The sequence below is a fragment of the uncultured Brachyspira sp. genome (assembly GCF_934747485.1).
Lineage (GTDB): Bacteria > Spirochaetota > Brachyspiria > Brachyspirales > Brachyspiraceae > Brachyspira.
Genome location: NZ_CAKVGN010000071.1, coordinates 1 through 13451, shown reverse-complemented (window position 1 = coordinate 13451; position 13451 = coordinate 1). Strand labels below are relative to the sequence as shown.

General features: G+C 26.6%; 6 protein-coding genes and 1 pseudogene. 2 read left to right on the top strand and 5 right to left on the bottom strand.

Going from position 1 to position 13451, the window contains the following annotated elements; translation table 11 throughout:
- Positions 1-109: 109 nt before the first annotated feature.
- The 3 genes and pseudogenes from Q0H31_RS11190 to Q0H31_RS11180 form a co-directional block, all read right to left on the bottom strand.
- Positions 110-448, bottom strand: a pseudogene (locus Q0H31_RS11190) (hypothetical protein); the annotation flags it as partial.
- Positions 449-2599 (bottom strand): ankyrin repeat domain-containing protein, encoded by a 2151-nt coding sequence (locus Q0H31_RS11185; protein ID WP_295298215.1) that lies wholly within the window; start codon positions 2597-2599, stop codon positions 449-451.
- 92 nt (positions 2600-2691) lie between these two features.
- Complete coding sequence (locus Q0H31_RS11180) at positions 2692-4665, bottom strand: ribonuclease R family protein (RefSeq protein WP_295298213.1); 1974 nt, start codon at positions 4663-4665, stop codon at positions 2692-2694.
- A 160-nt stretch (positions 4666-4825) separates the two neighbouring features.
- On the opposite strand from Q0H31_RS11180, the gene Q0H31_RS11175 reads away from it, so the two are divergent.
- Both Q0H31_RS11175 and mfd read left to right on the top strand, forming a co-directional pair.
- Entirely contained in the window at positions 4826-7786 is a 2961-nt protein-coding gene (locus Q0H31_RS11175; RefSeq protein ID WP_295298212.1) for a PD-(D/E)XK nuclease family protein, read from the top strand.
- Positions 7787-7886: 100 nt separating this feature from the next.
- Positions 7887-11483, top strand: coding sequence for a transcription-repair coupling factor (gene mfd / locus Q0H31_RS11170; protein WP_295298210.1), 3597 nt, complete (start codon positions 7887-7889; stop codon positions 11481-11483).
- Between the two features lie 200 nt (positions 11484-11683).
- On the opposite strand, the gene Q0H31_RS11165 is transcribed toward mfd, so the two are convergent.
- Both Q0H31_RS11165 and Q0H31_RS11160 read right to left on the bottom strand, forming a co-directional pair.
- Entirely contained in the window at positions 11684-12370 is a 687-nt protein-coding gene (locus Q0H31_RS11165) for a flagellar filament outer layer protein FlaA (protein WP_295298208.1), read from the bottom strand.
- 23 nt (positions 12371-12393) lie between these two features.
- Positions 12394-13230 (bottom strand): flagellar filament outer layer protein FlaA, encoded by an 837-nt coding sequence (locus tag Q0H31_RS11160; RefSeq protein ID WP_295298207.1) that lies wholly within the window; start codon positions 13228-13230, stop codon positions 12394-12396.
- Positions 13231-13451: the final 221 nt, after the last annotated feature.

The window sequence follows — 13451 nt, the reverse complement described above, 5'->3', positions numbered from 1 at the left end:
CCTAAAGTTGAAAAACAATTGGAAATTATATATAATTTAGCAAAAAAGGAGCTTTTTTAGTTATCTAGGACAGCCCCGAGATTTTTTACTTATTGTTACAAAAAATTGTTCATAAAGCAAAATATTTCTTATAGCGTTTACAAGTTTTTATTTCTTCTATGCTCAAGCCTGTGTTTTCACTAATAACTTTTATATCTATAGCAGATTTTTTTAAATTTCTTTCTATAGATATAGCTTTGTCCTTTTTGCCTTGCTCTATGCCCTATTTAATTTCTAATCTTCTCTCTTCTTCAAGCATTATTTGATTGCCATATAAATACGCTTCTCTCTTATCATACTCGTTCATCATTAATCTATCTTTGATAAAGTTACTATATCTTCTCTGTACTTCTTCAATTACTGGTTTTTCTTTTACTAAATCTGACATAAAAAACTCCTTATTATCTTTCTATTTTCTTTGAGTTCTTTGAGCTTTTTTTAAAATACTTACAAGTTTTCTAAGTTTAAGATGCTCTGCTATATCTAAAGCAGTATCTCCATAGTTATTTTTAATATTTACATCAGCTCCTTTTTCTACTAAAAATTTAACAAATGGTTCAGCAAACCTTGATCCTGATGATGAACAAGCCCAAATTAAAGAAGTGTATCCATTATAATCTTTTGCATTAATATCTGCACCTTTTTCTAATAAAACTTCAGCTAATTTTATACGATATTCCTGAAAACTTTTATTATTAAAATTACCTTCACCCATACCAAGATATATTAAAGGAGTATATTCTCGTTTATTCTTTATGTTTACATCAGCACCTTGCTCTATTAAAAAATTAGCTATTTCAAAGTCTAATATATCAATACTGCCTTCATCTAAAGTATCAAGAGTTTTATTTAAAGCTGTGTCTCCTTCATTATCTTGGGCATTTATATTGGCATTTTTTGAAACTAAATATTTTATTACATCTATATTTCTTTCAGGACTATACTCACATGCTGATATTAAAGCAGTACTTCCTCCTTTATAAAAGTTTACATCTGCACCATTTTCCACTAATAATTTTACTGTTTCTAAATTATTTACACCATACATTAAGGCTGTATTTCCATAATTATTGAAAGCATTTATATCAGCATTTTTTTGTATTAGAAGTTCTACCACTTTTATATTATGAAGTTTGGAAGCATACATTAAAGGTGTCTCTCCATGATTATTTTTTACATTTATATCAGCACCGTTATTTATTAAAAATTCTGCAACAGATGAATTTTCATCATATCTAGAGTCAATATGTTCATAATCTAATGATAGTAATAGGGGAGTTTCTACTGAGCTATATTCAAAATGTGTTTTGGCATTTACATCAGCACCTTTTTCAACTAAAAATTTAACCATATCATAGTCATTTTTTAAAGCTGCTATCATTAAAGGAGTATAATCATAATCAGTAGGATAATCATTCCCACCCTTTATTCTTGATTCTAAGTCAAAACCATTTTCTACTAATACTTTAAACATTTCTCTATTTTGTACCAATGCTGTTGAAGGTCTATAAGATATGTCAAGAAGTGATGCTCCATCATTGTCTTTAGTATTTACATCAGCACCGTATTTTATTAATAAATTAAATATTTTTTTAGCATTTTCTAGCATTTCTTCTTTTCCATAATGATCATAGTAAATATTATAATACAATACAGTGTTTCCATCATTGTCTTTAGTATTTATATCAGCACCATTTTCTAATAAAAATTTAACCATTTCATAGTCTCCTATTAGAGCAGCTGTCATTAATGCTGTACAGCCATCTTCATCTTGTGTGTTTATATTGGCACCTTGTTCTATAATTAATTTTGCAATATTATTATTTCCTTCATCATTAGCAATCATTAAAGCAGTTTTATTTTCATTATTTACTGCATTAGGATTGGCACCTTTATCAAGCAAATATTTAACCATATCATAGTCTTCTTTATAAACAGCAATCATTAAAGGAGTATAATCAGAATCATCATCATTTATTCTTGATTCTAAATCAAAACCATTTTCAACTAATATTTTAAACATTTCTTTATTTTCAGATTTTGAACTTCTATAGGATACATCAAGAAGAGATGTTCCTTCATCGTTTTTAGTATTTACATCAGCACCGTATTTTATTAATAAATTAAGTATTTTTATAGCATTTTCTGTTTCATTTTCTTGTCCGAAACTATTATGCTCAATACTATAATATAATGCAGTTTCTCCTGTTATATCTCTAATGTTTACATCAGCACCATTTTTTAATAAAAATTCAACCATTTCATAATTTGTATTTCTAACAGTATACATTAATGCTGTAGCACCTGCTTTATCTTGAATATTCACATCAGTACCTTCTTCTATTAGCAGTTTTGCTATATCATCATATCCGCATACAGAAGCATTTATTAAAGCCGTTCTATTATAAGAATCTAATGCATTACAGTTTGCACCTTGCTCTAAATATGATTTAACTTTTTTTATATTATTATCTTCTACAGCAGAAAATAACGATTCATCTAAAGTTTTAGAATACAAAAGAATATTAAACAATAATAATATAATAAATACTTTTTTCATATATACCCCCATGCCTTAAAACCAATTTGATTGTATATTGAAAAATATTCATTCTCAATTCATTGTCAATAATTATAAATAGCAATCAAGTGTTATCTTTTCTTTTTAGATTTCTTTTTTTCTTTTCTGCTTTTGTTTTTTAATGGTTTAGATTTTCTTGAGTATATTTCTTTTTTATTTTTACCTTTCTTCTTTAAAAAATCTCTGCTGTCTATTATATCTCTGTCATCTAATGCATTGTCAAATTCACTTGCAGGCAAAAAATCTATAAACAGCTCTTCTATATTAACCCTATGAACAACTATTCTTATTTTATCTCCAAGAGTATACCATTTAGCTTCTTCATTGCTGTATGCTGTCTGCTCATTTTCATCATAATGATAATGATGCCTCAAATCTGCATATCTTATTAAGCCCTCTATTCCTCTATCTTCTATTTCAACAAATATGCCAAATTTAGTGATGCCGCTTATAATGCCGTTATATTCTTTGCCCACTTTCTCTTTCATAAATCTTGCAGCTTTTACTTTATACAAACTTCTCTCGCATTCCACAGCAACTCTCTCTGTTTTAGAACACCATTTAGCACAATTATCAAACATCTTTTGCATAGAAGGTTTCATGTTTTGAGCACCTTCTAATGATAGTTTTAAAAGTCTATGAGTGAGTAAATCTGTATATCTTCTTATTGGCGAAGTGAAGTGAGTATAATATTCAAAACCAAGCCCAAAATGCCCTATATTATTAACATCATATATAGCCTGCTTCATAGAGCGTAAGAGTAAAGTGAGCAGTAGTTTTTCATCGGGCTTTCCAATAATAGATTCTATAAACGAATGAAAATCCAAATTGCCTTCATTGTCGCTTGTAAGTCTGTATCCTCTGTTAAATGCTATTCTTCTAAATGTGTCTAACTTTTCAGAATCCGGACTGTCATGCACTCTATAAATAGCACCCTTTATATTTTTTAATCTCTTAGCAACCTCGCAATTTGCAAGAAGCATAAACTCTTCTATTATCTTATGAGTCTCTTTTCTCTCGCCTATAAAAAAGTCTTTCGGATTTCCGCCTTTATCTAATATTATTTGTGTTTCATTGAGATTAAACTCTATACTTCCATTATCTATTCTTTTTTGAAGAAGTATTTTTTTTATGTCATCAGCATTTTTTAAAAGTTCTAATAACCAATTTTCATCTTGTTCTATACCGTCCAAAACATCTTGTGCATAATCGTAAGTTAATCTTCTGCTTGACTTTATAACGCTTTTATGAAAAGTGCTTTCTTTTATATTTCCTTTATTGTCTATTCTAATAAACACTGTCATTGTGAATCTGCTCACACCTTCATTTAAAGAACATATTCCATTTGAAAGCTCATGCGGAAACATTGGATACACTGTATCAATTAAATAAACGCTATTTCCTCTTTTCCTTGCCTCTCTGTCTAATGCAGACCCTTCAGCTACAAAAAAACTTACATCTGCAATATGCACGCCTATTTTATACCCGTCATTTAATTTATCTACACTTATAGCATCATCAAAATCCTTAGAATCTGCCCCATCTATTGTTACAGTTCTTATATCTCTTAAATCTATTCTGTCAAACTCAAGCCCAACATTTTCCATACTGTCTGGAAGAATCTTTGCCTCTTCAAGACATTTCTTTGGAAACTCTGTAGGCACATTATAAGCATTAGCTACAATCTCTGCATCTTTTTTAGCATTGTTTATTTCAACTTTTATATCCGGCTTTTCTATAACATTAGTTTTAGTGCCGTTTTCTTTTTTAGATGTTTTTTTTGGATAGCCTTTTTTTAACTCTTGTTTTTTTGAACTCTGTTTTGTATCTCTTTCATTACTACTTGAATCTAAATAGTATTTTCCTTCTTTTGTAAGTTTTAATACATCACCTTTCTTTATGATAAGCCCCATAGAACTTGCTTTATGAAGCATCTTATCAAATCTTAATTTATCTTTTTTGTTTTCAACATATTCAGCTTTATAGTCTTTTATGCTTACTTGACCTTTTTTATCTATTCTTCTTAACAATTTAATCACTTTCATAATGTTTTTATTATAGCAATAAAATATATAATGTCAAATAATTCATAAAAACTTTACATATCCATAAAAAATTATACCATACAACTACAATAAAAAAGCACTATTGATTAAATGCTATTTTAGTTTATTATAAAAAAATAAATAAAAATTATGGAATACTATGAATAAATTATTTTTGTTTCCAAACTCTAAAGCAAGAGATAATTATATTATAAAAGAAAATGGTGAGTATTATAGCCTTGACATCACAAATTACAAAACAATATATGAATTTTATAAAAATAATATAGATAACTTTTTAAAAAAATACACATTAGAAAATAATGTTTGTATGTTAGAAAAAGCAATTGCAATAGTAAATATGCATTCTGCTATAAATGAGTTTGTACAAAAAAATAAAAACTCAATACTATCTAAACAAGTTATAACCTATCAATTAGCTTCAAGTTTATACTCTTTTTTGGAAGAGATTAGTTTTGCAAAATTAATATGCAATAACGAAAAAATAATTTTTAATGATGAACACTTAAAAGATATAAATAAAATAATAGAAATATATAAACTTAAAAATGCATCAATTAATGCAATTGATGAATTTGATGCATTTGAAAACTTTATTAAAGGAGTAAAAAATAAACAAATAAAAATTAATTATGATGAAATAAATGTATACAACTTTGAAAGCCTTCCAAATTTATATAATATATTTTTGAATGCAATACAAAACTCATATAATATAAAAATAAATATATTCATAGCAGAAGAATGCATAAAAAACTTTAAGCCATATTTTAATGATTATAATATCATTTCTTATAATATATCAAATTTTGCAAAATCATTAATAAACAAAAAAAATATAAATAATACAAAATTAATAACAGCATTCGGAATAAAACAAGAAGTTAATACTGTATTAGATGAAATAGTAAAACTAATAGAATCAAAAATCTCTTTAGATGATATTAGTATAATTTACTCTGATGCTGATAAATATCATGATATTGTAGTAAACAGATTAAAAGAATGCAATATTCGTTTTAATGAGAGAAGAGGAAATTTTATATGGAAAATGCCTCTTATACCTGTACTTATGTCTGTATTTACTGTGCTTGATAAAAAAGATGATATAAAAATTGATGTAGAAAACATGATTAAAATACTATCCTCTCCATTTATAAATAAAAATGAAGAGATAAATAATTGCAACATAAGAAACATTTTATATGCTGATAAAGAAATAGTAAGCATTATGCAATTAGATGATTTTATAAAGAAAATAAAAGATAATGAATTTATATTAGATTTCATAGAACTGTTAAAAAAATTAATATATGCAAATACTTATAAAAATATAGCAATAATATATATAGAAATATTAAAATTTTTAAAAGTGGACTTAATATTTGATAATAAGTTAATTTACAAAGATGATAATATTATTAACATTCATCAAAATACATTAAGCTTATTTATAGAACTAATACTAAAACTTCAGTCAATTGAAAATGAAGAAAAAATAGATTATTATGATTTCTATTCAGCACTAAGCACATTAATAGAAGATACTTATATAAAAACAGATAAAAGTAAATATGATGCTATAACATTAAGCAATCTCTATGATGCAAGAGGAATAAAATCAAAAAATTTATTTATATTGGGCATGAATAATGATTTTTTAATGAGAAAGACAAATACATTTTTTATGAGCAATAAAATTAGAGAAGAAATTAATAATAAATATAAAAGGCATGTATTTAATACTCAAAGCTTATTATCTGATATGTATTATAATTTATTTTTAAATATACTCTCCTCATTAGAAGATAACAGCAATGTTTATTTTTCTTTTAGGTTTAAAGATGATGAAGGCAATTTAGATATACCATTTTATTATTTAGAAGATATAGCATCAGAAATTGGAATAAAAGATTTTAATGATATTAACTCTTTTATATATAGAAAAAACTACATAGCAGAAGAAGATAATATTCATACTGCAAAAGAAGCTGTTATGAGTTTATTTTTTAAAGGAGAAAATTGCAATTTAGAAAATAAACATTTAAATAATAGCCTTCCAATTAATATAAAAGAAATTACAAAAAGCGTTTATGATAAAATTAATAAAAATACCTATGATGATGCTAATAATAACGCAATAAAAATAATACAAGATAAATTATTTAGTGATGAGTGTATTAGTGTAAGTTACTTGCTTAATATAATGCAATGCCCTGCTAAGGTTTTATATAATGATGAATGTAAAATAGAAGCAGTATCATCAACTCCTGTTAGTATAGATAAAATACTTAGAGGAAGCATTTACCATGAAATATTTAATAACTTTTATTTAAAAATAAAAAATAAATATAATAATTTAAAACTAAAAACTTCAGAGTTTGATAATTACAGCAATATAGCAAAAGAAGTTATAGAAAACACGATAATAAATAGCAATAAAATTACTGATGACATAGACAAAAAAATAATGGTATATGAAATAACTAATATAATGAATCATTTTATATCAAATGAAATAGAAAATATTGAAGAATATGGATTTATACCATTTGCATTTGAACAACCTTTCATGGGTATTAATGTTTATTCTCATAATGGATTTAATGTAAAAATTAAAGGAAGAATAGATAGAATAGATTTAAGTTATAGAGATGATAAAACAATAAATGGAATAAGAATTATAGATTATAAGGGAAGCGATTATAATATCAAAGAAATAAAAAAATATGATAATTATGATGATATAATCAATAATTATTTGCAGCCTTTGTTGTACTTAAAATATGCTATAGAAGAATATATAATTAAGCAAGATAAAAATATTGATATATTTAAACAATTAGAAAAATGCGAATTAGGTTTTAGCATTTACAAAGAAAAAAACATAGTAAATAAAGAAAAGCATTATATAAAATTTGATGATAAAGAAACAATACTTACTATATTAGGATATAATGGAGAGAATATACTTCATAATTATTTTGATAAGGTATTAAGACATATAGCAGATGGAGAGTTAATTTTTATAGCGGGTGAAAACCAATGCAGAGATTGTATGTATTATAATTTATGTAATGAACATTATGTTTATGAATGATAAAAATAAATATTAAAAAATACAAAACTAATTTTTGACAGAATTCAAAATTTTTAGTAAAATGTTATCAATATAATAATTTACTGTAGTTTTTAGGTTTATGGAAAATAGTGAAATATCAAATCTCTTAATAGAAAAATTAAAAAATAGTGAAGAATACAAGTCTTTTGATTTAAATACTGTAAAAAACATATCAGGCATAAAAGGAGGAGCAGATTCTCTTTTTTTTGCCGCTCTTTTTAAAGATAAAAATAAAAGTTTAATGATTATAAAAGAAGATGAAAATGAAGCTATGCTCTTAAGTCAGGCTTTAAACTTTTATAATGTTGAGAATTATTATTTTCCAGATTATGACAGTGTGCCTTTTACAAAAATGTCTCCTATTACAGATATAGTGCAAGACAGATTAAGCATTTTATATAAATTAATTAATGAAGATAAATTTATTTTAATAACGACAATAAAATCCATCGCAAGAAAACTGCCAAACAAAGAAACATTAAAAAATAATACAATTAATATAAAAGTTAATGACAAATTAAATATTGATTCTTTAAGGCTTAATTTATATGATTTAGGATATGTGATAGAGAGAGAAGTTTCTGAGGTTGGAACTTGTGCTGTGAGGGGAAGTATAATAGATATATATTCCATTCTTTATAATAATCCTATTAGAATAGAGTTGTTTGATGATGAAGTTGAGAGTATAAGATTTTTTAATATAGAAGATGGAAAGTCATATAAAAATATTGAAGAGATTATAATATATCCTGTGAGAGAGGCTATTTATAAAGATTCAATTATAGAAGAGGTTCTAAACAAAGATATTGATAATGAATTAAAAGACAATATACAAAAAAGCAAATATTTTGCAGGAAATGAAAATTTACTTGGAGTATTTAATAACGATTTAGAAACTATATTTGATTATGCTTGTAAAAATATCATATTTACAGATGATGCTTTAAAATTAAAAAATAAGCTAATAAATGTTTTATCAACTACAGAAGAAAATTTTAATGACATAGATAATATATTTAAATCTCTTTATGATAATATAAACTCACTTTATATAGATATAAATTATTTTGAAGATATTACAAAAAATGCAATTAATTTATCTCCTTTTGTGGTTGATAATAATCTTCATAAATTTAGTTTTGATGAAGGAGTTTCTTTTAAATCAAAGCTAACAGAGTTTTTGGATTATATCAAAGATTATAGAAAGAAAGATTATTTTATTATACTCTCTACAAGCCATTATGACCAGGCAAAAAGATTCTATAAAATAATGGATAATTTAGAGCCAAAATTAATTGCATCAGAAGAAAGCACTAATGAAGAAAATAAAATAATAGAAGAAAACAATATAATAGATAATGAAGAAAAGCTTGATTTCTCTAATAATGAAAATGATTTTTATATAATAACAACTCAATCTGCATCAGGATTTATTAAAGATGATATAAAAACAATATTTATAGCAGACTGGGAAGTATTTGGAAGAAAAAGAAAAAGGGTAAAAAAGATACCGAAAGTAAATAAAAATATAATAGAAACATTTGTTGATTTAAATATAGGAGATTATGCTGTTCATGTAAACTATGGTATAGGTAAATATTTAGGCTTAACACGCAAACTATCAAATGGAAAAGAAAAAGACTATTTAACGTTAGAGTATGCCAAAGGAGATAAACTCTATATACCGGTAGAGCAGATGAACTTTGTGCAGAAATATATATCCGGAAGCGGAGAAGAGCCAAAATTAACTGCATTAGGCGGAAGTGCTTGGGATAAAATAAAAAGCAAGGCAAGAGAAGATGCTTTAGCTACAGCAAGAGAACTTATAAAAATATATGCAATACGCTCTAATGTTCATGGTAATATTTACGGACCAGATACTCAGTGGCAAGATGACTTTGAGGCTTCTTTTAACTATGAAGAGACAGTTGATCAATTAAGGGCTATTAATGATATAAAATCAGATATGGAAAGCGACAAGATGATGGATAGGCTTGTTTGCGGAGATGTGGGGTTTGGAAAGACTGAAATTGCTTTTAGGGCTATATTTAAAGCTGTTATGGCGGGTAAACAATGTGCAATACTCTGCCCTACTACAATACTCTCTCAGCAGCACTATAATAATGCCAAAAAAAGATTTGAAGATTTTCCTGTACGTATAGAAGTATTAAATAGATTTATCTCTTCAAGACAAGCCAAAAAAAACAAAGAAATGATAGCAAATGGTTCCTGCGATATCATTATAGGTACACATATGCTTTTATCTGATGATATTAAGTTTAAAAATTTAGGCTTAATAGTAATAGATGAAGAGCAGAGATTTGGTGTAAAACATAAAGAAGCTTTAAAAAAACTTAGATTTGAAACTGATGTACTTACATTATCAGCAACCCCAATACCAAGAACATTGAATATGGCATTAACCGGCATAAGAGATATAAGCATAATAGAAACTCCTCCATTAAACAGAATACCTGTAAAAACTTATGTAATGGAGTTTAATGAAAACACTGTTGTAACTGCAATAGAGAGAGAATTAAAAAGAAAGGGCCAAGTATTTTATTTGTATAATAGAATAGATACAATAGAATCATTTGCTTTGATGATAAAAAAACTATGCCCAAAAGCTTCTATATGTGTTGCACATGGAAGAATGACAGGCATACAATTAGAAAAAATTATGTCTGATTTTATTAATCATAAATATGATATATTAGTATCTACCACAATAATAGAAAATGGAATAGATATACCTAATGCCAACACCATATTAATAGATAATGCTAATAAATTAGGTCTTTCAGAACTTTATCAATTAAGAGGAAGAGTTGGAAGAAGCGATAGAGAAGCCTATGCTTATATGTTTTATCCTGAAAACTTAGCATTAACGGAAGTAGCTTACAAAAGACTTCAAGCTATATCAGAACACACAGATTTGGGTGCTGGTTTTAAGATAGCAATGAGAGATTTAGAAATAAGAGGGGCTGGTAATATATTGGGTAAAGAACAATCTGGTATGATTTATCAGGTTGGTTATGAACTTTATACTCAAATGCTTGAAGAGGCTACTAATGAATATAAAGGTGAAATAAAAGAAGTTACTTTTGATACGGTTATAGATTTTAAACATAATTTATTTATACCAGATGAATATATATCAGATGCTAAAGAAAAAATATCAGTATACAAATTAATAATGCGTTCGCAAAGTGATGAAGATATTGATACTGCTAAAGAATATATGATAGATAAATATGGAAAAATGCCTAAAGAAATAGAAGACATATTTAACATAGCTAAATTAAAAGTAATATTAAAAAGAGTTAGAGTATTGTCAGTTATAGAAGGACATTATAATATATATTTGAAACTTGATAAATATTCTAAAATAGATACTAATAAGGTATCAAAATTAGCTTCTTTGCAAGGATCTGGGGTTTATTTTGATAAAGAAAATCTCAATCAGTTAATAATACCTGTAGTAGATGATAGTTTAATATGGAAAATAAATAAAGTTAGTGAAGTAATATTAAAAATAGAAAGTTCAGAAGAATATAAAGAAACTAAAGAAAAAAGTTTAGTGGATGTTAATTTAGAATCTCAGAAAAAAAATAAGCAAAATAATATAAGAAAAAGAAAAATAATAAAAATTAATAAAAGAGCAAATAATAATTAATCTTTATTATTATGCTCATCTTCTTTGTTTTTGTCTTTTCTGTTATTAACTATTCTTGTAGTAATAGCATAAATACAAAGTAATATAAATCCTATAAGCAGAAGTTTATTTATCATAATTTCTCCAAAATCTCTATATAAAAAATAAAAGGTGAAGTAGCAATAATACCTCACCTTTTATTATATCTAAAAGAATTCTAATTACCAAGTATCTATTGGATCATCAGCTTCTTTATAAGTTTCTAAATACATATCAGTTCTAGCTTCCAAGTTATCGAAGTAAATATAATATTTACCATAAGAATCTCTAGGATCAACTTTAATATTGATACCCATAAAGCTAATACCTTGTTCAGCCTGACCTCTAAAGTTTTCTTGTTCTACTTTAGCAGGTACTTGTACAGTAATTTTTTTCCAACCCATAAAGTTAAGAGCTTCATTACCAATATTTTGAGGTTTACCATTAATATCATAAACATAGAAACTCATTCTATTATTATGATTTCTTCCAGCAACCCAAACACTAATTTCTTTAGTGAAACCAGGGATTTTTACAGGTCTAGGAGGAGTAACAGAAAACCAAGGATAACCAGTTTTGAAATACTCTACTTTAGCACCTAAAATATATTTATTAGCATCAGCATTTTCAGCAGTAACATCAGCAGGACCGCCTTCACGACGAATTATACTAATAACACCAAAATCTCTAGGCATAGATGCTTGCCAAGTATTAGCAAATTCAAAATCATCTATTAAGAAATTAGTATAAGATTCAGTAACGAAATTATTTCCTCCTGCCTGACCATTATCTTGTGCTGCATCCTGTGCGAATAACAAGAATGCAACAGTCAAAATCAACATTGTTATCAAAATACTTAATCTTTTCATTGTATTTTTCTCCTTCTTAAACCTTATTGTTGCCCTTCTTGTTGAGTAGCATTGTTATCTCCAGTAGTAGTAGTACCACCGTCTTCGCCCACAACTTTTGCACCGCCGTTAGAATACTGTTCTGCAGAACTTCCACCTACTTCCTGACCAAGAGTAGTTTCTATATCAGAACCGTCATAAGCTTCTCTAAATGTATCTGTAACTGTTTGGAAATAGTCTAATAATACAACGAAGTTATCAGCTCTTTCTTCAGGTGAAGCCCAGAAACGGAAATTCAAGAATCTTAAACCTTTAGCTCTAGGAACATAAGGTTCTTCTTGAGGTATAAAAGAAGGCACAGCTGTACTCAAATTTTTCCAACCAATATATTTTAAAGAACCGATAGGCAATGTGTAAGTATAACCGCGATAATCTTCAAATAACATTTCCATAGTGTAATCATAATTTCCACCCCATACCCATACATCAAATGTTTGAGCTTTACCAGGGATAATTTTTTGTACTGTTGGTACTAAATCAAAGAAATTGTATCCTTTTCTAAAGAATGATACACTTACTGATAATGAATTAGTGGAATTGTAACCTTGATTACCCATACCAAAAGGTTTAGTTGCAAACAATCTCATATTTGGGTATTTCATTACAACACCATTTTCATTTGTTCTATCGCCTGTAAACATGAAGCGACTTCCATTTGATATAGGCTGCCATTCATCTAATGTTTCAAAGTTATAAAGCACTCTAGTTTCTAAATAGATACTAGAACTTTGTCCATAAACAGCAAATGAACCTAAGCATATGAATAGACAAATGATTATGAGGTAGCGAGAAATGTCTCGCATACTTCTATAGAATTTCATAGCGCACTCTCCTTAATATTTATAGCTAAGCAATTATATCCAATAACTTACACAATTATATTATTAATAATAAAAATTGTCAACTATAAAATATAAAATTATAACTTACATTAACTTAATATATCGTATTATAATAATATAATATGGGGCTGTCCTAGATAACTGAAATTTGTTAAAATTTAAGTATGAAACGCAGTAAATTAAGTAAAGATAAACAATTA

Coding starts and splice junctions, on each gene's coding strand:
- Q0H31_RS11185 (WP_295298215.1), bottom strand. CDS start 2,599: ATGAAAAAAGTATTTATTATATTATTATTGTTTAATATTCTTTTGTAT.
- Q0H31_RS11180 (WP_295298213.1), bottom strand. CDS start 4,665: ATGAAAGTGATTAAATTGTTAAGAAGAATAGATAAAAAAGGTCAAGTA.
- Q0H31_RS11175 (WP_295298212.1), top strand. CDS start 4,826: ATGAATAAATTATTTTTGTTTCCAAACTCTAAAGCAAGAGATAATTAT.
- mfd (WP_295298210.1), top strand. CDS start 7,887: ATGGAAAATAGTGAAATATCAAATCTCTTAATAGAAAAATTAAAAAAT.
- Q0H31_RS11165 (WP_295298208.1), bottom strand. CDS start 12,370: ATGAAAAGATTAAGTATTTTGATAACAATGTTGATTTTGACTGTTGCA.
- Q0H31_RS11160 (WP_295298207.1), bottom strand. CDS start 13,230: ATGAAATTCTATAGAAGTATGCGAGACATTTCTCGCTACCTCATAATC.